At 61.4% G+C, this 20,689-nt stretch carries 21 protein-coding genes and 1 tRNA gene; 11 read left to right on the forward strand and 11 right to left on the reverse strand.

What is annotated here, in order from left to right:
- Window positions 1-8: 8 nt before the first annotated feature.
- The 4 genes from AB7828_RS02800 to AB7828_RS02815 all read right to left on the reverse strand — a co-directional run bounded on the left by AB7828_RS02800 (window position 9) and on the right by AB7828_RS02815 (window position 2,505).
- On the reverse strand, window positions 9-1,211 hold the full coding sequence (locus tag AB7828_RS02800) for a beta-ketoacyl-ACP synthase (protein WP_120291038.1): 1,203 nt from the start codon (window positions 1,209-1,211) through the stop codon (window positions 9-11).
- Window positions 1,204-1,677, reverse strand: coding sequence for a 3-hydroxyacyl-ACP dehydratase FabZ family protein (locus AB7828_RS02805; RefSeq protein ID WP_068730591.1), 474 nt, complete (start codon window positions 1,675-1,677; stop codon window positions 1,204-1,206). Before AB7828_RS02805 ends, AB7828_RS02800 begins: the two co-directional genes overlap by 8 nt.
- A gap of 9 nt (window positions 1,678-1,686) precedes the next feature.
- Entirely contained in the window at window positions 1,687-1,968 is a 282-nt protein-coding gene (locus AB7828_RS02810) for an acyl carrier protein (protein ID WP_002711294.1), read from the reverse strand.
- A 189-nt stretch (window positions 1,969-2,157) separates the two neighbouring features.
- The gene (locus AB7828_RS02815) at window positions 2,158-2,505 is read right to left on the reverse strand and encodes a hypothetical protein (protein WP_089267170.1); all 348 of its coding nucleotides are present in this window, start codon (window positions 2,503-2,505) and stop codon (window positions 2,158-2,160) included.
- Between the two features lie 175 nt (window positions 2,506-2,680).
- Here AB7828_RS02815 and AB7828_RS02820 point away from each other — a divergent pair, with 175 nt between their 5' ends.
- Complete coding sequence (locus tag AB7828_RS02820; protein ID WP_093758901.1) at window positions 2,681-3,307, forward strand: ParB-like protein; 627 nt, start codon at window positions 2,681-2,683, stop codon at window positions 3,305-3,307.
- On the opposite strand, the gene AB7828_RS02825 is transcribed toward AB7828_RS02820, so the two are convergent.
- The 3 genes from AB7828_RS02825 to AB7828_RS02835 all read right to left on the reverse strand — a co-directional run bounded on the left by AB7828_RS02825 (window position 3,268) and on the right by AB7828_RS02835 (window position 6,234).
- A complete protein-coding gene (locus AB7828_RS02825) occupies window positions 3,268-3,777 on the reverse strand; it encodes an MgtC/SapB family protein (RefSeq protein WP_120291040.1) in 510 nt (169 codons plus the stop codon). The two genes, AB7828_RS02820 and AB7828_RS02825, sit on opposite strands and share 40 nt — an antisense overlap.
- Before the next feature lie 27 nt (window positions 3,778-3,804).
- Window positions 3,805-4,383, reverse strand: coding sequence for a peroxidase-related enzyme (locus tag AB7828_RS02830; protein ID WP_439076806.1), 579 nt, complete (start codon window positions 4,381-4,383; stop codon window positions 3,805-3,807).
- Window positions 4,384-4,473: 90 nt separating this feature from the next.
- Window positions 4,474-6,234, reverse strand: coding sequence for an ATP-binding protein (locus tag AB7828_RS02835; protein ID WP_089267173.1), 1,761 nt, complete (start codon window positions 6,232-6,234; stop codon window positions 4,474-4,476).
- Between the two features lie 304 nt (window positions 6,235-6,538).
- Between AB7828_RS02835 and AB7828_RS02840 the strand changes: the two genes are divergently transcribed.
- The 9 genes from AB7828_RS02840 to AB7828_RS02880 all read left to right on the forward strand — a co-directional run bounded on the left by AB7828_RS02840 (window position 6,539) and on the right by AB7828_RS02880 (window position 14,650).
- Window positions 6,539-7,435 carry a LysR family transcriptional regulator gene (locus AB7828_RS02840; protein ID WP_439063616.1) on the forward strand — a complete coding sequence of 299 codons (897 nt, stop codon included), beginning with the start codon at window positions 6,539-6,541 and terminating at the stop codon, window positions 7,433-7,435.
- A 182-nt stretch (window positions 7,436-7,617) separates the two neighbouring features.
- Window positions 7,618-8,622 carry a Bug family tripartite tricarboxylate transporter substrate binding protein gene (locus AB7828_RS02845; protein WP_184515740.1) on the forward strand — a complete coding sequence of 335 codons (1,005 nt, stop codon included), beginning with the start codon at window positions 7,618-7,620 and terminating at the stop codon, window positions 8,620-8,622.
- Complete coding sequence (locus AB7828_RS02850; RefSeq protein WP_184515743.1) at window positions 8,619-9,488, forward strand: amidohydrolase family protein; 870 nt, start codon at window positions 8,619-8,621, stop codon at window positions 9,486-9,488. The genes AB7828_RS02845 and AB7828_RS02850 overlap by 4 nt, the downstream gene beginning before the upstream one ends.
- Window positions 9,489-9,505: 17 nt before the next feature.
- Entirely contained in the window at window positions 9,506-10,228 is a 723-nt protein-coding gene (locus AB7828_RS02855) for a PIG-L deacetylase family protein (protein WP_184515746.1), read from the forward strand.
- Window positions 10,225-10,917 carry a 4-carboxy-4-hydroxy-2-oxoadipate aldolase/oxaloacetate decarboxylase gene (locus tag AB7828_RS02860; RefSeq protein WP_441229336.1) on the forward strand — a complete coding sequence of 231 codons (693 nt, stop codon included), beginning with the start codon at window positions 10,225-10,227 and terminating at the stop codon, window positions 10,915-10,917. The genes AB7828_RS02855 and AB7828_RS02860 overlap by 4 nt, the downstream gene beginning before the upstream one ends.
- A gap of 62 nt (window positions 10,918-10,979) precedes the next feature.
- Window positions 10,980-11,783, forward strand: a complete 804-nt coding sequence (locus tag AB7828_RS02865; protein ID WP_244628492.1) for an ABC transporter substrate-binding protein — start codon at window positions 10,980-10,982, stop codon at window positions 11,781-11,783.
- A 152-nt stretch (window positions 11,784-11,935) separates the two neighbouring features.
- Window positions 11,936-12,895: a catechol 2,3-dioxygenase gene (locus AB7828_RS02870; protein ID WP_068730601.1), complete on the forward strand. Its 960-nt coding sequence runs from the start codon at window positions 11,936-11,938 to the stop codon at window positions 12,893-12,895.
- Between the two features lie 72 nt (window positions 12,896-12,967).
- Window positions 12,968-14,389, forward strand: a complete 1,422-nt coding sequence (locus AB7828_RS02875; RefSeq protein ID WP_441229337.1) for a cytosine permease — start codon at window positions 12,968-12,970, stop codon at window positions 14,387-14,389.
- A 187-nt stretch (window positions 14,390-14,576) separates the two neighbouring features.
- A tRNA-Gln gene (locus AB7828_RS02880) sits at window positions 14,577-14,650 on the forward strand.
- 194 nt (window positions 14,651-14,844) lie between these two features.
- Here the strand turns inward: AB7828_RS02880 and AB7828_RS02885 are convergent.
- Window positions 14,845-15,645, reverse strand: a complete 801-nt coding sequence (locus AB7828_RS02885; RefSeq protein WP_184515758.1) for a YdcF family protein — start codon at window positions 15,643-15,645, stop codon at window positions 14,845-14,847.
- Window positions 15,646-16,039: 394 nt separating this feature from the next.
- Here AB7828_RS02885 and AB7828_RS02890 point away from each other — a divergent pair, with 394 nt between their 5' ends.
- Entirely contained in the window at window positions 16,040-16,735 is a 696-nt protein-coding gene (locus tag AB7828_RS02890) for a N5-glutamine methyltransferase family protein (protein ID WP_441229338.1), read from the forward strand.
- Window positions 16,736-16,783: 48 nt separating this feature from the next.
- Here AB7828_RS02890 and AB7828_RS02895 read toward each other — a convergent pair whose 3' ends face one another.
- The 3 genes from AB7828_RS02895 to asnB are packed head-to-tail and all read right to left on the reverse strand — an operon-like array spanning window position 16,784 to window position 20,687.
- Window positions 16,784-17,050, reverse strand: coding sequence for an acyl carrier protein (locus tag AB7828_RS02895; RefSeq protein WP_184515761.1), 267 nt, complete (start codon window positions 17,048-17,050; stop codon window positions 16,784-16,786).
- A gap of 38 nt (window positions 17,051-17,088) precedes the next feature.
- Complete coding sequence (locus AB7828_RS02900) at window positions 17,089-18,657, reverse strand: class I adenylate-forming enzyme family protein (RefSeq protein ID WP_441229339.1); 1,569 nt, start codon at window positions 18,655-18,657, stop codon at window positions 17,089-17,091.
- Window positions 18,657-20,687: an asparagine synthase (glutamine-hydrolyzing) gene (gene asnB, locus AB7828_RS02905; protein ID WP_184515764.1), complete on the reverse strand. Its 2,031-nt coding sequence runs from the start codon at window positions 20,685-20,687 to the stop codon at window positions 18,657-18,659. The genes AB7828_RS02900 and asnB overlap by 1 nt, the downstream gene beginning before the upstream one ends.
- Window positions 20,688-20,689 lie beyond the last annotated feature (2 nt).

The following is a 20,689-nucleotide window of genomic DNA, read 5'->3' on the forward strand; positions in this document are numbered from 1 at the left end:
GATGGGTTCTAGATGGCTTCAACCAGCGCCATGCCTTCGCCGCGCCAGTGGCCAGCGCCGATCACCACAATCTGGGTGGGCTTGCCGGACTTTTCAATCTCGAGGCCGGTTGAATCGTTCGGCGGAAACATTGCGCCGCGCGAGATCGCCAACGCCGCAAGGCCGAGGCCAAGCGGGAATTGGGTTTCGAGCGTATGACCGAAGAGAGTGCCGGTGCCGCGGATGGCGACATCCGCATGATCCTTCAGGAAGGCGCGCTCTTCCGATGTCACGGGTTCCGCGCCGGTCGCGCCGGTGATGATCGCAGCGTCGCTCTTCGCGCCGAGCTTCGACCACAACCCCTGCAGCGAAGCGGTGACTTCGCCGGGAGTCTTGCGACGGGCATGATCGGCGACCACGCTCTTGAGACGTGCGAGAGGCTTGGCACCGCGCGCTTCTGCATGCGCTCTGGATTCGATGACGAGGAATGCGCCGGCCGAGCCGAGCGCAAAGCCGGAATTCTTCTCGCGCGCCCAGACGGTTTCGAACTTGTTCTTCAGGTTGAAGTCGTCGAATTCGTACAGCAGCAGCAGGTCCTTGCGCTCACCATTATGTGCGGCGCCGATCAGTGCGATGTCGCTCTGGCCGTCAGCGATGCGGGCCAGTGCGATGCGCGCGGCGTCCACGCCAGCCGCTTCCTCGCCCATGAAGGTGCGGGACGAACCGGTGACGCCGTGCACGATGGCGATATTGCCGGCGAGCAGGTTGGAGAGCTGCGCCAGAAACAGAGTCGGCCTGAGGTCGTTGAGCAGTTTTTCGTTGAGCAGGCCCGGTGTCGCAGCGCCGTAGCCGTCCGAATTCAGGATACCCGAATCGACAGCCAGGTCGCGCTCACCGCCACCGGCGGCAACGATCATGTCCATCCTCGACAGGATGTCCTTGTTGCCTTTGACGCCAGCCGAATCCAGCGCGAGGCCGGCGGCGTAGGTGCCGATCCGCTGCCAGGCTTCCATCTGACGCTGATCGCCCTTCTTGGGGATCTGCGCGTCGTAAGAGACCGGCGCGAGGGGGTGGACGATGTTCGGAGCGAAGCCGGTTTCATCGACATTGATGCGCTTGTTGTTGAGCGCATCCCAGTGTGCGTCAGGGCCTTCGCCCAATGACGTGGCGAGGCCAATGCCGGTGATCCACGCTTCCACCGGCTCGGATGTCATCGGTCGGGTTTCAGCCATTGGTGATTGCCTGTAGGGGAAATCCGATGCGCTCGGCCACGATGTCCATGTGACCGCGCAGATCCGGATGGGGGAACGGGACGGTCTTGAAGGTGAGCTGCGCGTTGCAGGTCAGCTTGCCGTCGACCTTGATCTTGACAGTGGTCATGTAGAAGCCGTCGCCTTCGTGCAGCACGCTGGCGTTGATGTCCAGCTTCGTGCCGGGCGTGATGAAGGTGCGCATCTTGGCTTCCTTCACCGCGGCGAGGAAGGGCATACGCTTGAACTTCATCAGCGCGATCAGCAGCCAGCCCGAAGTCTGCGCCATCGACTCGATCAGCAGCACGCCGGGCATCAGCGGGTAGCCCGGGAAGTGGCCCTCGAAGATGGTGCTGGTCTCGGGTACGTTGGCTTCGACCGTAATCGTCCGTTCGCCGACATTGAGGTCGGTGATGCGGTCGATCAGGTGAAAATATTCGAGGTTCATGGCGGGGCGTTACGCGCCCTTGGCCGCGACCAATTCGTCGATGCGCGCGCTGAGGTTCTTCAGGACGAAATACTGCTCGGTGGTCGCCTTGCCGTCGTTGACCTCCTGGGTCCACTTTTCGAGCGGCAGCTTGATCCCGAACGCCTTGTCGATCGCGAAAGCGATATCCAGGAAGTCGAGGCTGTCGATCCCCAGATCGTCGATGGCGTGGCTTTCCGGCGTGATCGTGTCGCGGGGAATGTCGCAAGTCTCGGCGATGATTGTGGCGACCTGATCGAATGTGGAGGACATTACTAAGCCTTTGATATATTGAAGATAATGTTCGATCGGCGCGCGCAAAGACAGGGCTTCGCCCCGGGGCAATCCCGGTCCGCCGTATAGAGTCGATTGCCCGTATATCGGAGCGGGGGCGGCAGTTCAATGCAGTTGAGCGCCTGCTCACCAGCCCCTGTGGGCTGTGGAAAGAGGGTTTGGCGCGCCTCAGCCGTGCGGCGCAACAATATGGGCGCAGTCGCGGCGGCCCATCAACACGCAATCCTGGGTTTTGCGGAGATCCGCGATGCTGACCGCGAGCCAGATCCCGACACCCACCAGGATCACCGTAAAGCCGAAGGCTGCGCTATTGGCCAGCATCCGGTGGCGGAAGTCGTCGGGGTCGTCCTGTGCCTGTTGATAGCGGGACAGGTCGCTGGCGCCGGTCGTTTGGCGGCGGCGGGGTTGGTCGGCAGGAGCGGTGGGATGGTGTGGCAGCGTAGCCGAGGTGCGGGGCACGAAGCGAAGCACGCGGTGCTCGTCATCTTCTCTGATAATCGGCTGCTGGGTCTTCATGGTCGTGGGTCTGCGCATGCAATGTCGCAGTCTAACACGAGGCGGCCGCTTCGCGCAGATAAAGTCCGCATGGCACGGATGCGGCGATCGTCAGAGATGACGTGGAACTGATCCGCATCGGCGTAGCGGCCATGCCATAGTTCGTTCCGGACAGACATTAGATATGGGAGGCCACATGCCGAACACACGCGAACCGTTGCTGCATCCGGTCCCGATCCTGTCGCTGCGGCCAACGCAGATGACGGTGGGCATGCGCGAGGTGAAGGAGAAGCGCAAACGCTGGCGCGCGCATAAGTCCAAGCGCAAACAGGCCGAACTGCTCGGCCAGCACATGATCCCCGTGGTGCTCGGGCCCGACCAGCGCCACTACGTGGTCGATCACCATCATCTCGCACGTGCGTTGCATGACGAAGGCGTGAAGGATGTGCTCGTCACCGTGATCGCGGATCTCACGATGGTCGATATGAAAGCCTTCTGGGGCGTGCTCGATCACCGCCGCTGGGCCTATCCCTATGACGCCAAGGGCGAGCGACGGCACTTCAAGGACATTCCGAAATCGGTGACGGGCCTGAAGGACGATCCGTTCCGCAGCCTGGCCGGCGAAATTCGTCGCGCCGGCGGCTATGCCAAAGACACCACGCCGTTCAGCGAATTCCTCTGGGCGGACCTGTTTCGCAGCCGGCTCTCCACCAAGGAGATCGATGCAGATTTCGCCAAGGCATTGGAGAAAGCGCTGGCGATCGCCAAAAGCAAGGATGCGATCTATTTGCCGGGCTGGTGCGGACCGGCGTCCGACGACTGAGGCGCATCCATCGGAACCGACGCGGGATCGCCTTTGCCGCCGAGCACGCGATGCAGGGCGCGTTCGATCCTTCCGCCGAGCAGCAGCACGAGGAAGGCGATCACCACCGAGACGGTGACGATGCGCCAATGGCCGGCGCCGCACATGATGCCGACACAGGCGGTCAGCCAGACGCAGGCGGCGCTGGTCAGGCCGCGGACACGGAAATGCCGCTCGGCATGAAAGATCACGCCGGCACCGAGAAAGCCGACGCCGGTGAGTATGCCCTGAATGACCCGGCTCCCGGCATCCGTGAAGCCGCCTTTGCCGAGCGGATCGGCCAGCACCACGATCATCGCGGTGGCCAGGCTGACGAGCCCCAGCGTGCGTACGCCGACGGGCTTGCCGTGCAGATCGCGGTTGAGGCCGATGGCTCCGCCAACCAGGGCGGCGATGCCGAGACGTAGGATGATGTCCGACCAGTCGAGCAATGCGAGATCCTTCTAAACCCCGTGCCGTTACTTTGGCAGCCGGCCCATCATATAGAATTCGTCATTCGGCTTCATGTTGGTGACATTGGCCATCCGGTTCGACAGCGCGAAGAAGGCCGAGATCGCGGTGATGTCCCAGATATCGTCGTCGCTGAAGCCGTGGCCGGAGACCTCGGCGAAATCCTGCTCGCCGATGGTCTCGGCGGACCGGCTCACTTTCATGGCGAAATCCAGCATCGCACGCTGCTTCGGCGTGATGTCGGCCTTGCGGTAGTTGACGGCGATCTGGTCGGCGATGGTCGGGTTCTTGGCGCGAATGCGCAGGATCGCACCATGCGCGATGACGCAATAATGGCACTGGTTGGCGGCTGACGTCGCGACCACGATCATCTCACGCTCGGCCTTGGTCAACCCGCTGTCCTTGTCCATCAGCGCGTCGTGATAGGCAAAGAACGCGCGGAATTCGTCGGGGCGATAGGCCAGCGACAGGAACACGTTCGGCACGAAGCCGGACTTTTCCTGTACGCCCATAATGCGCGTGCGGATGTCCTCGGGCAGCTTGTCGAGGGCGGGTGTCGGAAAGCGTTGCGCAATCGGCTGGGTCATCTGGCATTCCCGTGAACGTTTCTGTTTCACGAGACCATAGGCGATCACGCCGTCACCGCAAAGCGCTTGCGGCAATGCATGCCGATGCGATTAACGTAGCGGCTTCTTGAGCAGCGAGAAGCGATCCGGATCGAGGCCGAGCGAGGGTTGCAGCATCGGGGCTTCGACGCTGCGGCTCGGCGTCGCCAGCGGCCGCTCGATAAAGCCGGGATCGTTCGGTACCTCGCGATGCGAGGTGGCGCCGCGCCAGCGCTCCAGCACCGCGCTGACGAACTGCATGTCGTGACCGGCGGCGACCGAGGGCACTGTCGCGATGGTGGCTTCCGAGCGCGGCAGCTGGTGCGGCGGCACTTCCTTGAAGCGAAGGCGGGTCGGCAATGCGACGCCTTCACCGAAGGCGAGTACTTCGCGGGTGCCGAGTGACGGCACGAAGGAGAGCAGGTTGGCGGCAGCATCCGACACCGCGGAGCGCAGCAGCGCCTGGTCGCGCTCGTTGGCAAGGCGCATGGCGAACAGTGTGTTGCACTGGGAAATGATGGTGGCGTCGAGTTCTGCGGGACGCTGCGTCACGAGGCCGAGATAGACGCCATATTTGCGGCCTTCCTTGGCGATGCGCGACACTGCCTTGCGGGTCGGGCCAAAGCCGATATTGCGGTCGGCGGAGGCGTAGCGATGCGCTTCCTCGCAGACGAACAGCAGTGGCGAGGCGCCGTCGCTCCACAGGCCGAAATCGAATGCCATCCGGCACAGCACTGACACCACGCTATCGACGACTTCGGCGGGGAAGCCGGCGAGCTGCATGATGGTCATCGGCTTGCCGTTGGCGGGCAGGCGGAACAGATGGCTGATCACTTCCGCCATGGTGTCGCCGCCGACATTGGCGTTGTCGAACATGAAGGCGTAGCGCGGATCGTTCTTCACCGCTTCGATGCGCGAGATCAGCTTGTGATACTGGATGCGCGACGAGCGGTTCTCGAGCTTGCCCATGCGCTCGTCGATCAGCGAGATCAAATCGACCAGGCGATAAGGCACCGGCGTATCGACGGTGTAGCCGATGGTCTTGGGATCGATGCGCTTGAGGCCAATGCGGTCGGCGTTCTGGTATTGCGTGTAGACGCCCTTGGCGATCGGGATGACTTCCGAGAGGATTTCGAGCTCTTCGGGCACGCCGGGGCGACCGGCGAACAGCACGTCGACGATCTCCTCGAAATTGAACAGCCAGAACGGCAGTTTCAGATTGCGCGGGTTCAGCACCAGCGACTTATCGCCGAAGCAGCGGCCATATTCGTTATGCACGTCGAGCAGGAAAATGCGCAGATGTGGGCGTGACTTCAGGATTTCATTGAGCAGCAGCGACACGCCGGTGGATTTACCGACACCGGTGGAGCCGAGCACCGCGAAATGCTTGCTCAGCATTTCCTCGACATCGACATAAGCGGCGACCGACTTGTCCTGCTGCAGCGTGCCCACGTTGATCTGCTCGGAGCCGGACGGCGCATAGACCGTGCGCAGATCGTGATTGCTGATCAGATCGACGATGTCGTCGATGGTGGGATAGTTGGTGACGCCGCGCTGGAATTTGGCCTTGTCTCCGTGCCCCATGATCTCGCCGAGCAGATCGACCGAGGCACTGGCGATATACATGTCCGATGCATGCATGTTCTCAGCGGACACTTCCGTGATCATGGCAATGATGGTCGAGGAGGCGCAACGGATGCTGACGAAGCGGCCGACGGTGCCGCGCATCTCCGAGGGTGTCATCGGGTTCACGGCGAGCAAGCCGACCCGGGCCAGCGAGCCGCGAACTGAGATAATGCGCCCGAACGACGCCGCTGCGTTTAAACTGGTCATTGATGAATTCGCGTCTCACGCCCCGGTTGGGCCGACTATGCAGGTCAGGGACTGGACAAATTGTTAAGGCGCGTCCGCGGGCTATCGGTGGGCTCTGCTCGTCAAACTTGCATTGCGGAATTAGCTCCGCACTGGAACGCGGAAACTCCGGCACTGGATACCTTGTCGCTTGTGGCTGGCGATCTGGCTTTACGCGGTTTTAACCAGCCCGCGAGGTCGGCATAGGCTGGCGTCCTGACCTTGCATGGGTCGTCGTCGCCGCGTTATCTCAGCGCGGTCGCCTTCGGCCGTGCACGGACCTCTCATGCGCATCGATTTTCCCGGCCTGCAGGCGTTTCTGAGCATCGCGGAGCGGGGCAGCTTCTCTCGCGCGGCCGCGCACCTCAATCTGTCGCAGACGGCGCTGAGCCACCGGATCAAGAAACTGGAAGAGGATCTCGGCTTTCAGCTGCTGGCCCGCACCACGCGGCAGGTGGCACTGACCCCGGCCGGGCTGGAACTGCTGCCGACCGCACGGCGGATGATCGGGGAACTCTCAGACTCCATCGATTTGCTCAGGGCGCGAGGCCGCAAGCGGCAGGAACACATCGCACTCGGCTGCCTGCCGACCATCGCCGCCTATCACCTGCCGCGGGTGCTGAAGCAGTTCAATGCGGCGCATCCGGGAATTTCGATCAAGATCCACGACAATTCAGCCAGTGAGATCGCCACGCTGGTGCAGTCCGGCCAGGCAGAGTTCGGCATCACGATCACGGCGACCAATATATGGGATCTGGCTGTCACCCCGCTGATCAAGGAGCGCTTCGTCCTTTTGTGCACGAAGGATCATGCCTTTGCGCAGCGCAAGTTCGTGGCCTGGTCGCATCTCGAGGATATGCCGCTGATCCGTATCAGTCCGCAGGCCGGCAATAGGGCCCTGATCGACGACGCGCTCGGCCATCGCCGCGACAAGCTGAACTGGCGCTACGAGGTGCAGCATCTGCAGACGGCGGTGGGCATGGTGTTCGAGAAGCTCGGCATCGCCGTGGTCCCCAGTATCGCAGTGGCGACGCAGGGAACTGCCGGACTGGTCGCTGTGCCGCTGCGCAACCCAAGTGTCAGCCGGACGGTCGGCATCATCGTCAAGCGTGGACAGCCGGTGAGCAAGCCGGCGCAGGCGCTGATCGATCTGACCCGGAAATACTTCCAGGCTGCGGGATAATCCACTGGGCAGGATATATGCAGGAAACTGCACGATTATCCCAGATTTATCATTTGTTTCATATATCGGAATTGGTTACTGCGGGAGCAGAACGGTCCATAGCCCTGTCGCGATGACGTGACGGCCATGGGTACCGACATAAAAACGGCAAGGGTGGACGCATCAAGCGTCTTCAATCCATCATGACGCTCCGCTTCCCGATCAGGCTCAAGCATCTGCTGAGCGCCGCGCATTTGGCGCTCGGTGCGATATTCCTCACGAGCGCGGTACCTGTGGCGCAGGCCCAGTCCGGCTATCCGACCAAGCCCATTCGCGTGATCGTGCCGTTCGCGGCCGGCGGTGTCGCTGACATCACCATCCGCATCGTGGCCGAGAAACTTGGCGATAATCTCGGCCAGCGTCTGGTGATCGAAAACATGCCGGGCGCGGGCGGCGTCGTTGCGGCGCGCGCAGTGCTGTCGTCGCAACCAGATGGCTATACGCTGGCGCTGCTCAGCAACGGCACCGCCGTCAGCGTACCGCTGTTCAAGAGCCTGCCATTCGATCCCGTGAAGAACTTTGCGCCGATCTCCAGCATCGGCTTCTTCGATTTCATCGTCGGCACCAATGCGAATTCGCAGCACAAGACGCTGGCCGACGTCATCAAGTTCGCGCGCGACAATCCAGGCAAATTGAATGTCGGCACCATCAGTGTCGGCAGCACCCAGAACCTGTCGGCGGAATTGCTCAAATCCACCGCCGGGATCAACTTCCAGATCGTGCCCTATCGCGGAACGCCGGAGGTCATTGTCGGGCTGCTGCGCGAAGACATCGATGTGATGATCGACAACTATGTCGGGATGAAATCGGCGCTGCAGGATGGCAAGATGCGTCCGGTCGGGACCACGGGCGAATCCCGTTCGGTGATCCTGAAAGACGTGCCGACGATGATCGAGGGCGGCGTGAAAGGTTATGACGTGGTGTCATGGAATGCGCTGTTCGCACCATCAGGCACGCCGCCTGAAGCGATTGCGCGGTTGAATGCGGGCCTGCGCGAGGTCCTGGCGATGCCAGATGTGAAGCAGAAGCTGCTCGACCTCGGCATCGAGGCGAAAGCCAGTTCTCCCGACGAACTGAAGGCTCGGCTGGTCGACGACATCGCGAAATGGACCGCCGTGATCGACAAGGCAGGAATTCCGAAACAATGACGAAGCCAACTGTTCCCGGTCCCGATCCGCATACCAAGGTGCCGAAGTTCAAGCTGCCGCCGCTGGCCTGCGACGCGCATACGCATATTTTCGGGCCCGGCGCCAAATATCCCTATGTCGGTTCCTACATTCCGCCGGACGCGCCGCTAGAAGACTTCCAGGCGCTGCACAAGAAGCTCGGCATCGGCCGCGCCGTCATCGTGAATGCCAGCGTGCATGGGACTGACAACCGCGTGGCGCTCGACGCCATTGCGGTGAGCGGAGGCCGCTACCGGGCGGTGGCCAATATCGATGGCACGATCACGGAGAAGGGGCTGCGCGAACTGCATGAAGGCGGCTTCCGTGGTTGCCGCTTCAACTTCGTGCGGCATCTTGGCGGCACGCCGGACATGAAAGTGTTTCACCGCATCATCGACATGATCGAGCCGATGAACTGGCATGTCGATCTGCATTTCGATGCGGTCGATCTGCCTGACTATGCCGACCTGCTGGCAAAGCTGCCGGTGCGTTACACCATCGATCATATGGGGCGCGTCAAGGCCGCCGATGGCCTGGAGCAGCAGCCGTTCCGCACCCTGATCGACCTGATGAAGCGCGACGAGAAATGCTGGGTAAAGGTCTCCGGCTGCGAGCGCGTCACCTCGCTGGGGCCGCCTTTCACCGATGCGGTGCCGTTCGCGAAGACAATCTGCGAGACTGCGCCCGATCGCGTGATCTGGGGCACCGACTGGCCGCATCCCAACGTCAAGGCGATGCCGAACGACGGCGATCTGGTCGATCTGATCCCGCTCTTCGCGCCGGATCCGGTGATCCAGCAGAAGATCCTCGTCGACAATCCCGCGCGTCTCTTCGAATTCGATACCTAAGCGATAGGAAACATCCGATGTCCAAAGCCAAGACCGGCCTCGTGGTCTCCGCCCATCCCGGCGATTTCGTCTGGCGCGCCGGCGGCGCGATCGCGCTGCATGCCAAGAAGGGCTACCGCGTGAAGATCGTCTGTCTTGCATATGGCGAACGCGGCGAGTCGCAATTTGCCTGGAAGCAGGCGGGCATGACGCTCGACAAGGTCAAGGCTGGCCGGAAAGACGAAGCCGAGCGTGCGGCGGCGTCGCTCGGCGCCGAGATCGAATTCTTCGATGCCGGCGATTATCCGTTGCATCTGACCGAAGCACACAGGGAGCGGCTGATCGATATCTATCGGGAGCTCAATCCGAGCTTCGTGCTGACGCATTCGCTCGAAGATCCCTACAATGTCGATCATCCCGCCGCGACCGCCGCCGCACAGGAGGCCCGCATCATCGCGCAGGCGATGGGGCACAAGCCTGAAGCGGAATACAGCTACTCCGCGCCGCCGGTGTTTCTGTTCGAGCCGCATCAGCCGGAGATGTGCAATTTCAAGCCGCAGGTGATCCTCAACATCGACGAGGTCTGGGACATCAAGCGCAAGACGTTCGAAATTCTCGCTGCGCAAAAGCACCTCTGGGCTTATTACGAGCGCGTGGCCCTGCAGCGCGGCATGCAGGGTGGCCGCAACACCGGCGCGGCCATGACCTATGGCGAGGCCTATCAGCGCCTGTTCCCGATGACCGTGGAGACACTGGCATGAAACCCGTCGTCGTCAGGAATATTCAACGCGCGGATGCCGACGTCGTGCAGCGGCTCGGCGCGCTCGGCGTCTCCACGGTGCACGAGGCCTATGGCCGCTTCGGCCTGATGAAGACCTATATGCGGCCGGTGTGGTCCGGCGCGGAGGCCGCCGGCACCGCCGTGACGGCGCTGGCACAGCCCGGTGACAACTGGATGCTGCATGTGGCCATCGAGCAGTGCAAACCCGGCGACGTGCTGGTGGTGGCCTGCACGACGGACAATACCGACGGCATGTTTGGCGATCTCCTGGCGACGTCGCTGAAAGCACGCGGCGGTGTTGGCCTGATCATTGATGCCGGGTGCCGCGATATCAAGACGCTGCGCGAGATGGGCTTTCCGGTGTGGTCGCGCGCGATCTCCGCGAAGGGGACGGTCAAGGCGACGCTTGGTGCGGTGAACGTGCCGGTGGTCTGCGCCGGCGCGCAGGTGACGCCGGGTGATGTCATCGTCGCCGACGAAGACGGCGTTGTGGTGATTCCGCGAAAGGATGCTGCGGAGGTTGCGGTGAAGGGCGAGAAGCGTTTTGCCGAAGAAGATGCCAAGCGGCAGAAGCTGGCTTCCGGTATTCTCGGCCTCGACATGTACAATATGCGCGAGCCGCTCGCCAAAGCGGGCCTGGTTTACGTCGACGATCCCGATCAGGCGTGATTGGGAAGGAGGCTGTAATGCGGCTTCGTATTCTGCTCGGCGATCATCCGCATACGGCTGCGTTGAAATCCGGCGCGATCAGGTCTGATCTCGTCGAACTAGACTTTGCCGTGTACACGCCGACCAACAAGGGCTTCAAGCCCATGGTGCGCGACGGGGCTTTCGACGTCGCCGAAATGGCCATCGTCACCTATCTGATGGCCAAAAGCTACGACAAGCCGATGGTGCTGCTGCCAAGCGTCATGATGGCGCGGCATCAATTTGGTTTTGCAGTCACCAACCCGGCAGCTGGGATCATCGGGCCGAAGGATCTCGAAGGTAAACGCGTCGGCATCCGCTCATTCACGACAACAACGGGCGCGTGGCTGCGCGGCATGCTCGCCAATGACTACGGCGTCAATCTCGATGCGATCGAATGGGTCACCTTCGAGGAACCCCACGTCGCCGAATATGCCGACAGCACCACCAAAGCGCCTGCCGGCAAGGCGATCATGCAGATGTTGTTCGACGGCGAACTGGACGCCGCGCTCGGCGAGAAGAGCGACGATCCACGGGTGGCGCAGTTGTTCCCAGACGTGGCCGCTGCAGAGAAAGCCTGGTTGGCCAGTCATGGTGTGGTGCCGATCAACCATATGGTGGTGGTCAGCAAGCAATTGTCCGATACGCGCCCCGATGTGGTACGCGAGATGCAGCGGATGCTGGAAGCGAGCAGGGCGGCTGCTACGGGCAAGAGCCTGTCTTTCGATGCGGATACCATGAATCGTTCGCTGGCTCTCATTACAGACTATTCTGCGCAGCAGGGGCTGATCCCCCGCAGGTTCAGCGTTGATGAGCTGTTCGATGACGTGACGCGCGCGTTGCGATAGCGCGCCGTCGCCCTCATCCTGAGGAGCGATCGTCTTCGACCGCGTCTCGAAGGATGAGCGCCCAATTCCTCATGGTTCGAGACGCGCGAAGACGCGCTCCTCACCATGAGGGGATCGAGTAAGCTCGACTAGAATACTGGAGGAAACGACCAATGACTCCCGAACCCATCTTCGATCTCGCCCATCTCGGTCATCTCGAACTGCTGACGCCGAAGCCGGACGAGAGCCTGAAATTCTTCGTCGACGTGATGGGCATGACCGTGTCGGGCCGGCAAGGCGAGTCAGTCTATCTGCGCGGCTGGGATGACTATGAGCGCTATTCGCTGAAGCTGACGGCGTCGAACACGTCGGGCATGGAGCATATGGCGCTGCGGGCCCGCAGCCCGCAGGCGCTGGAGCGCCGCGTGGCGGCGCTGAAGGGCTCCGGCTACGATATCGGCTGGACCGACGGTGACCTCGGCCACGGGCCGGCATTTCGCTGCCGCGACCCGGACGGACATATCGTCGAACTCTATTACGAGACCGAATGGTACGAGGCGCCGCCAGAACTCAAGCCGGCGCTTAAAAATCAGGCGCAGCGCTATCCGGCGCGGGGCATCAATGTGCGACGGCTCGATCACCTCAACTGCCTTGCTGTCGATATCAAGGCCAATCGCGAGTTTTTCGAGCACTATATGGGGCTCCGGCTGACCGAGCAGATCGTGCTCAATGACGGCACGGAAGCGGCGATGTGGATGACCATGTCGAACAAGAGCTACGACTTCGCCTATTCGCGCGATCACTCCGGCACCAAGGGACGCTTTCACCACGTCACCTACGCGCTGGACAGCCGCGAAGACATTCTGCGCGCGGCCGATATCTTCCTGGAAAATGGCGTGTTCATCGAGACCGGACCGCACAAACATGCGATCCAGCAGACCTTCTTCCTCTATGTCTACGAGCCCGGCGGCAACCGCGTCGAAGTCGCCAATGCCGGCGCACGGCTGATCCTGGCGCCGGACTGGAAGCCCATCGTCTGGACCGAGGAGGAGCGCAAGAAGGGGCAGGCCTGGGGCCTCAAGACCATCGAGTCGTTCCACACCCACGGCACGCCGCCGGTGCCCCACAAGTAGCAAACCGCTCTGCCGAGATTGGTACGCGTCTTGCTTAGTTGACGTCAGGTTGTTTCTGACGTGGGGGCGAGCATGACTAACTCTGAGTTGCGGGCAGACATCCACAGTATCGAACCGATCCCCGATGCCGACCGGGATTCCACCGGGCCGCAGCAGATGTGGATCTGGGCCGGCGCCAATATTGCACCGGTGAACTGGGCGCTCGGCGCGCTTGGTATCATTCTCAAGCTCGGTCTGTGGGAAACCATCGCCGTCATCGTCATCGGCAATGCGGCGGGCTCCGCGATCTTCGCCGCCTTCACGGTCATGGGCCACAAGACCGGCGTCAACCAGATGGTCCTTGCGCGCTCGGCCTTCGGACGCCGCGGCGCCTATTTGCCGAGCCTGTTGATGTTCCTGATGACGCTCGGCTGGATCGGCGTGAACACCTATTTCCCGGTCAAGATCTCGATGGCCATTCTCGGCCAGTTCGGCATCGCCGATAGCTGGTTTGCTAATCTCGTGGTGATCACCATCGTGATGGTGACGCAGGTGGTGATCGGCACCTATGGTTTCTATGCGATCCGCACCTTCGAGAAATACACCGTGCCGGTCACGGTGGTGATCATGGTGCTGATGAGCGTGCTGGCCTGGAGCCAGCCCGGCGTCGTCAACTGGAATCACACCACGTCGCTGCCGCCGGGGCCGCATCTGGCGATGCTGTCGCTGCTGATGACCGCCGTCGGCGTTGGCTGGGGCATTTCCTGGGTGACCTGGGCGTCGGACTATTCACGCTTCGTGCCGCGTTCGACCTCGTCGAAGGCCGTTTTTTGGTACAGCTATATCGGCATGTTCGTGCCGTCAGTCTGGCTGGCCATTCTTGGCGCCACCATCGCGTCGGTGACACTCGACACCGATCCAGCGAAGATGGTCTCGGCCGTGTTCGGCGGCGTTGCCAGCATCCTCGTGCTGCTGCTGGTGTTGCATGGCCCGATCGCCACCAACATCCTCAACGTTTATTCGTCGGCGCTGGCAGCGCTCAGCATGGGTGTCCGCTTCTCGCGCACGGCACTGGCGCTGATCGTCGGCATCGCGGGCTATGCGGTGACGGTGTATTTCATCTTCGCGCCGTCTTTTGCCAAGGCCTTCGACAACTGGCTGATCAGCCTGCTGATGTGGATGAGCCCCTATGCCGGGGTGGTGTTGGCCGACTTCTTCGTCAGGCGGAAGAGCCAGATCGATATCGCCGAACTCTACAAGTCGCCGGAGACCAGCATCTATGGCGATATCAACTGGAGCGGCATGATCGCGTTCTTCGCCGGCCTGATCGCCACCTGGCTGTTCCAGGATGGCCTGGTGCCCGCGTTGCAGGGGCCGATCTCGATCAACCTTCTCGGCGGCGCGGATCTGAGCTGGCTGGCGGGCATCGTCGTGGGCGGCGGTGTCAATCTGGCGCTCAGCAGGCGCCTAGCGCCGGAGCCGATGGCCATCCCGGTCGGTGGGCCGGGCGAATAGGGCGAGGCGACCGGGCAGGCCGCGCTCGGCGCGGCCAGTCCATTGCCAGTGGTGTCAATGAGCCGTCATTTCCGTCCAGAGCCCTTGCGCTTTGTCCGGCGGACGGGCTAGAACGCGCCCGAACGAGATAAGGATCTCTGTTCCGACCGATTCCAGACTGGATTTTCCTGTAAGTCTCTGAATCGTTTGGGGAATGGTGTAACGGTAGCACAACAGACTCTGACTCTGTTTGTCTAGGTTCGAATCCTAGTTCCCCAGCCACACTAGAATTTCCCTTCGCAGATCAAAGAGTTCTAACCCGTAGCCGTTTCGAGAAAATCCGGTGGTCCACAACAATGGCCCACACGAGGCTCGAATGGCGTCCGGTCGGTACCTGCGGCGGCGTGGCCGTACATGACTTTTGGCTTCCGACGGGCTGCGGAGCTTCCCGCTTGCCATATCTCGGGCTCGGAGAATCAATGTTCATCGGCGCCGGGCAGCAAGTCGTCGATCCGCCCCGTGACTCGATAGGCAATGAGCCCGAACCATTCGCGCACCGCAATGTCGGTCCGCGATAGCCCGTCAAGGGCGAGGGTGGTGAAGGAAAGTGCGTCGCGCCGACCGCCGACCCACCAGTCGACCGGATAAGCCTCGACCGGAAATCCCGCTTTGCGAAACAGGCCAATCGATCGCGGCATATGGAACGCTGATGTCACCAGAACCCAGCGCTCGCCCGGCTTCGGCGCCACGAGCGCTTTGGTGAATTCGGCGTTCTCATGTGTGTTGCGCGATTGTCGCTCCATGATCAAACGCGACCTGTCGACTCCAAGGCTTGCGAAGAGCGCGGCAGCGTAATCGGCCTCTCTGGCATCCGACACCAGCCTCGGACTGCCGCCGGTAAACACCACACGTGCATTCGGATATTGTCGCGCCAGCGCTGCGGCTGCGATGATGCGGTCGGGCGAGCGACGGACGACCGGCGTGTCACGCGCAAGCGAAACATTGGCGTCGATTGAGCCGCCGAGCACGATGATGCCGTCAGGCGCACGCTGTCCCGGATCCCAGGGCGGGAAGCGCGATTCAAGCGGATAGAGCAGCAATCTTCCAGCCGGTGAAAACGCGGCCACGACAAGCAGCACGGCGGCTGTGATCATAAGCCCGCGGCCAAGCGAAGAAAGCCGTGTTGCCGAAAGGATCGCGCCGAGCACACCGAGGCCGATCAGGAAATTGACCGGCGCAAGTGCGTTGCCAAGAGTCTTGGACAATATAAAAAACAACGTAAGGCCTCAGCCTCGTTGATACCAAGAGCGCCATAGCAGCAAACGGCCAACGAAGCCATCGTCACGAATCGTTAGCTCGCCGGACAGGGTGCCGGATCGCCGCGGCCCCGTTCATGAGAACTTGAAAAGCGGGACAGGCAAATACCACGCAGCCTCGAAGTGGCCGAAGTCAGAGCGAGGTCTGCGTCGTCGGATGACCACGCAGCCGGTGGGGCGCCGCATCGCCAAAATGCGTAAGGAGCGCTGCCGAAAACAACTGCATTGCCGCTATCGGCCCATCTACCTCATTGTGACTACCGCCATTGCCACATGGACAGGGCATGGTTCTGTCCGGTGCATGATCACGCCGCATGCAACAGTTATCGCGCAACGTCCAGGCAGGGTGACCGCAATGAGCGAAGTGATCAACGTCGCCAAAGCTTACGATAAGGGACGCACACTATTTATGGGAATAGAGCTGCTGGTCGCACCCGGTGCGCTCGTCCCCCGGCCGGAAACCGAATTGCTTTGCGCGAGCGCTGTCGATGCTCTGCGTCAGTTAAACGTGGCGGAGCCGCGGGTGATCGACATGTGCTGCGGCGCAGGCAATCTGGCATGCGCCATCGCTCTGAAGATCCCCGACGCACGCGTCTGGGCGAGCGATCTAACCGATGGATGTGTCACTGTCGCACGTCGCAATGTCGCCTATCACGGACTCACGCAACGCATGTCGGTGTTTCAGGGTGATCTGTTCGACGCTTTTTCAGGTCTGTCGCTGGATGGGACCATCGACCTGATCGTCTGCAACCCACCCTATATTTCGGAAACGCGGCTCAGAGGCGACCGGGCCCCCTTGCTCGAACTCGAACCACGTGAGGCATTCGCAGCCGGTCCTTACGGACTTAGCATCCATATGCGGGTTACGAAGGACGCAGTCCGATATTTACGGCCGGGCGGCATCCTTTTGTTCGAGATCGGCTCCGGTCAGGAGCGGCAGGTGACAACCCTTCTTGAGCGCAACAAGAGCTACGAGAGCATCAGCGTGGTGACGAACGAAACGGGCGAAGGCCGCGTCGTTATGGGATACCGCAAAGGCGCAACAACCTGAACCGCTACGGTGGCGTTCGTGACGCGGTCTGGACGCTGCAGACAAGCATCAGCTCTTCTTGCTCATGACGAAGCGTGAAATTCCCTCGATGGAATCGAGGTTCTCAGGCAAGAGCTCGCCATCTTCGACCGTGATGCCGAAGGTCTCCTCGATGAATCCGATGACCTCGAGCACTCCCGTCGAGTCGATGATGCCCTGATCGAGCAGCGATGTGTCGACCTCAAGCGAGTTGGCTTCAGCAATGTAGAAGTTCGACAGCAAGAAATCGCGAACTTGCCTTCGATAGGTCTCGAGTGGTTCCCTGACTAGCAACATGTTTCAACTCCAATGCGTAAAGAAAAGTCACGATCGGATCATTCGGAAATCGACTCCTGCAGTGCTCTCTTGTTGAGTTTTGCTGTATTCGTTCGCGGCAGGCTAGGCACGATCACAATACACTTCGGCACCATGAAGCTTTCGAGGCGTCGCTGGCACTCTTTCTGAATCTGCTTCTCGCTCAGTGTTATTCCCTGTTCGATAACGACAAACGCTTTAACCGCCTGCCCAAGGAGCTCGTCGGGAACGCCAATGACCGCGGCTTCCCTCACGCCCGGAATATCCATCAGCACGTTCTCCACTTCCTTGGGAGCGATCTTCTCGCCTCGCGACTTGATGATCTCGTCGCTGCGGCCAACGAAGTAGAGGTAGCCTTCCGCGTCCATCCGGCAGTAGTCACCGGTGTACAGAACCTGCTCGCCTGGCAGCGGACCGGCCTTGAGTTTCCTGGCCGTGGCCTCTGGCTTGCCCCAATAGCCTCGCATCACCGTCGCGCCGCGAATGACAAGCTGGCCGACTATGTCCGGGCCCACGCGTCTGTCGCGCTCGTCGACAATCCACATCTCGGTATTCGGGATGGCGATCCCTACGCTCAGCGGCTTTCGATCGATATCCTCCGGGGGCAGAAAGGTGCAGCGCTTGCATTCAGTGAGGCCGTACATGGAATAAATGCGCGCTTCCGGGAATAGATCCTGCAGCAGACGGATGTGCTTCATCGGCAGTGCAGCTCCGGTGTTCGTGACATAGCGGATACTCGAGAGATCGTGCTCCTTGATCGACTTGAGCCCCGACAGTGTCGAGAAGATCGTCGGCACGCCGGGCAGGCCGGTCACCCGCTCCTCGGCGATGAGCCCGAGAATCTGTGCCGGAAAAGCGAACGACCGTTCGAGGACCAGCCGCGCTCCCGTGCGAAACGCCATGATCATTTGATACAGGCCGTAATCGAAGGCAAGCGGCAGGACATTCAAAATGACCTCGTCTTCGCGTAGCGCGAGATATGATGCGATCGACGTGCACGCGGACAGCATGTTCCGGTGCGTCAGCATCACGCCCTTGGGATCGCCCGTCGATCCGGAGGTGTACACGATGGCTGCGAGATCGATATCGATGCAGCGGCGCGCGGGAGCTACGTCGTGGCTGGCGGCGCCTGCCTCGCTCCAGCGTACCGCATGGGGCAGCCCCGTCAGCTCGGCGTCGTCGATGGGCCCGGAAACGATCACCCGCCGCAATGACGGGCATTCCTGCGCGGGCTCCTTGAATATAGGCAGGAGATGCTTGTCGGTGATAAGTGCCGACGGCTGGCAATCATTGAGCAGGTAGCCAAGTTTGTCGCGCTTGGTGAGTGGATTGACGATGCACACCACGGCATTCGCCTTCAGCACAGCCCAGAAACTGACAACGGTCTCGACAGTGTTGTCGGCGAAGATAATCACCCGATCGCCACGTCCGACCCCGCTCGCGACCAGGTGATTTGCGATTGCGTTGGAGCGCGCCTCGAGCTCACCATAGCTGACGCGATGCTTGCCACACACCAGCGCTACCTTTCCACCGAGATGACGGGCGGAGTGGATGAGGTAATCATGCAGGAGCGGTACGGGACCATGCATCAGGACAGGGCCCCCTCAACCCGGTGCTCGCGATCGATATCGACGGTCAGCTCCAGAGTGTGGCGCCCACCAGGACGGCTTGCGACGAATTGTTGGTGCAGGAGCTGGGTCGATAGCACGCCGACCATCGCCATGTTGTCGGAGTTCGAGAGATCGCCGTTGCCGGTTGCGGCCTGTGTCCGGCACTTGCTCCGTAGGCGCGCGACCGCGTCGGGATCGAAGACGTTTGCTTCGCGAATAGCCGTTTCTGAAAGCGCGTCGTCGATATAGGCGGGCGTATCGCGGCCAACGAAACAGAGAGCGTCGGGCGCGCGGAATGGCTGCTTCTTGCGGGCGATGATCTCCGACGGCACGATCGGCTCTGCGACGCGCTTCAGAACGTGCTTCTCGTCAAGGACGCGGAGCTTGTAGGCGGGCGGCAGCGAATTCGCCAGCGCGACCACGTCCTCGTCAAGGAAAGGAAAGCGACCTTCAACCGAATGAGCCATGAGCATTCGATCGCCCTGAGAGGACAGGAGATATCCCGACAGCAGTGTTTGGATTTCAAGATATTCATCCTGCGCAAGGGAGCTCCATTGCGTGAATTCCGGAGGTAGACCGGCGATCAACTCGGAAACCGCATCGTGCTTTGCCGACTCCGCGCACATGTCGCTGGAAAACAGTCGTTTGATGCCGCTGGTCGTTCTCCAGCGGGTATCATGCGCGAAGCCCGGCGCGGCGTGCTCCGACAGATTGCGCCCAAAAAACTGCCGGGCCATTGCCTGCTGCCGTACCGGCGAGCGTGTGAGATAAGGGTAGAGACGCTCAAGCAGCCGCGCGCGGCGTGTCGACGTGGGTTGCCGACCCCAGAAACGTCGGACCTTGCCTTCGCGAAAGAGATCGTAGCCGGCAAACATTTCGTCGGCGCCTTCGCCGGACAGCACAACCTTGACGCCGCAGGCGCGCACCAGGCGCGACAGCAGGAACAACGGCGCCGGCGCCGTTCTCAAGATCGGGCGCTCGGTGTGGTAGATGACCTGCGGAAAAATCTCGGCGATGTCACTGCGCGAAACCACCACTTCATGGTGCTCACTACCGGTGACACGGGCGACCAATCGCTGGAAGTCGGTCTCATCATATTCAGCGTCAGCGAAACGCAGTGAGAAAGTCTGAAAGCGTTCGCCGGCGAAGTGGCATCCCATCGCCGCAATAAGCGAACTGTCGAGCCCGCCGGACAAATAGCTGCCGACGCTTACGTCGGAGCGTACCATTCGAAGCGACGTCGCGGATTCCAAAGCGCTGCGCACCTGCTTCACGGCATCGTCGAGTGAACCGGCAAACTGGCCGTCGCGCGAGCTGGACAATTGGGGATATCGCGGCTTCCAGAACGCTTTCTCGCGAATGTTTCCGTTTTCATAAATGCGGAAATGTCCCGGGACGAGCTCCTTGATCCCTTGAAACACGCTCTGCGGCGGCACAACGGTCCAGAGAGTGAATGTCTGATCGATGCCGACTGGATCGAAGGTGCGGGGAATCGCTGCATCCGCCGCGAAGATGGCCTTCACTTCGCTGGCGAAATACAGTCGACCTTCGCGCTCGCAGAAATGCAAAGGGCAAATGCCGGTGCGATCGCGCGCCAACACCAGACGACGGGCTACCGAGTCCCAGATCGCGAGCGCCCACTGACCGGTCATCCGCTCGAAGGCGTCCTCGCCCCAGGCCCGATAGGCGTTGACGATGACCTCCGTGTCGCTGCGGGTTCGGAACCTGTAGCCAAGCCTGATCAGCTTCTCACGCAACTCAACGTAGTTGAAGATTTCGCCGTTGAAGACGATCCACGTCGTGCCGCTCGCGTCCGCGAGAGGCTGCTGACCGCTCGAAATGTCGATGATGGACAGGCGGGCATGTGCCAATCCCGCGCGTTCGTCCCGGTATAGGCCGCGCTCGTCCGGGCCGCGATGGGCCAGCGCGCCGAGCATGCGCATCAAGGCTTCGCGGGAGGGGGCCCCTGCGGCGGCGGTTACTGACACTATGCCCGCGACACCGCACATGT

Origin of the sequence: Tardiphaga sp. 215_C5_N2_1 (assembly GCF_052076055.1) — a bacterium.
GTDB lineage: Bacteria > Pseudomonadota > Alphaproteobacteria > Rhizobiales > Xanthobacteraceae > Tardiphaga > Tardiphaga robiniae.

Bases quoted from the DNA above. Each gene is read 5' to 3' on its own strand.
- AB7828_RS02800 (WP_120291038.1), bottom strand. From the start codon at position 1,211: ATGGCTGAAACCCGACCGATGACATCCGAGCCGGTGGAAGCGTGGATC.
- AB7828_RS02845 (WP_184515740.1), top strand. From the start codon at position 7,618: ATGACGCTCCGCTTCCCGATCAGGCTCAAGCATCTGCTGAGCGCCGCG.
- AB7828_RS02895 (WP_184515761.1), bottom strand. From the start codon at position 17,050: ATGTTGCTAGTCAGGGAACCACTCGAGACCTATCGAAGGCAAGTTCGC.
- AB7828_RS02870 (WP_068730601.1), top strand. From the start codon at position 11,936: ATGACTCCCGAACCCATCTTCGATCTCGCCCATCTCGGTCATCTCGAA.
- AB7828_RS02815 (WP_089267170.1), bottom strand. From the start codon at position 2,505: ATGAAGACCCAGCAGCCGATTATCAGAGAAGATGACGAGCACCGCGTG.
- AB7828_RS02890 (WP_441229338.1), top strand. From the start codon at position 16,040: ATGAGCGAAGTGATCAACGTCGCCAAAGCTTACGATAAGGGACGCACA.
- AB7828_RS02860 (WP_441229336.1), top strand. From the start codon at position 10,225: ATGAAACCCGTCGTCGTCAGGAATATTCAACGCGCGGATGCCGACGTC.
- asnB (WP_184515764.1), bottom strand. From the start codon at position 20,687: ATGTGCGGTGTCGCGGGCATAGTGTCAGTAACCGCCGCCGCAGGGGCC.
- AB7828_RS02900 (WP_441229339.1), bottom strand. From the start codon at position 18,657: ATGCATGGTCCCGTACCGCTCCTGCATGATTACCTCATCCACTCCGCC.
- AB7828_RS02850 (WP_184515743.1), top strand. From the start codon at position 8,619: ATGACGAAGCCAACTGTTCCCGGTCCCGATCCGCATACCAAGGTGCCG.
- AB7828_RS02805 (WP_068730591.1), bottom strand. From the start codon at position 1,677: ATGAACCTCGAATATTTTCACCTGATCGACCGCATCACCGACCTCAAT.
- AB7828_RS02855 (WP_184515746.1), top strand. From the start codon at position 9,506: ATGTCCAAAGCCAAGACCGGCCTCGTGGTCTCCGCCCATCCCGGCGAT.
- AB7828_RS02875 (WP_441229337.1), top strand. From the start codon at position 12,968: ATGACTAACTCTGAGTTGCGGGCAGACATCCACAGTATCGAACCGATC.
- AB7828_RS02820 (WP_093758901.1), top strand. From the start codon at position 2,681: ATGCCGAACACACGCGAACCGTTGCTGCATCCGGTCCCGATCCTGTCG.
- AB7828_RS02835 (WP_089267173.1), bottom strand. From the start codon at position 6,234: ATGACCAGTTTAAACGCAGCGGCGTCGTTCGGGCGCATTATCTCAGTT.
- AB7828_RS02840 (WP_439063616.1), top strand. From the start codon at position 6,539: ATGCGCATCGATTTTCCCGGCCTGCAGGCGTTTCTGAGCATCGCGGAG.
- AB7828_RS02830 (WP_439076806.1), bottom strand. From the start codon at position 4,383: ATGACCCAGCCGATTGCGCAACGCTTTCCGACACCCGCCCTCGACAAG.
- AB7828_RS02810 (WP_002711294.1), bottom strand. From the start codon at position 1,968: ATGTCCTCCACATTCGATCAGGTCGCCACAATCATCGCCGAGACTTGC.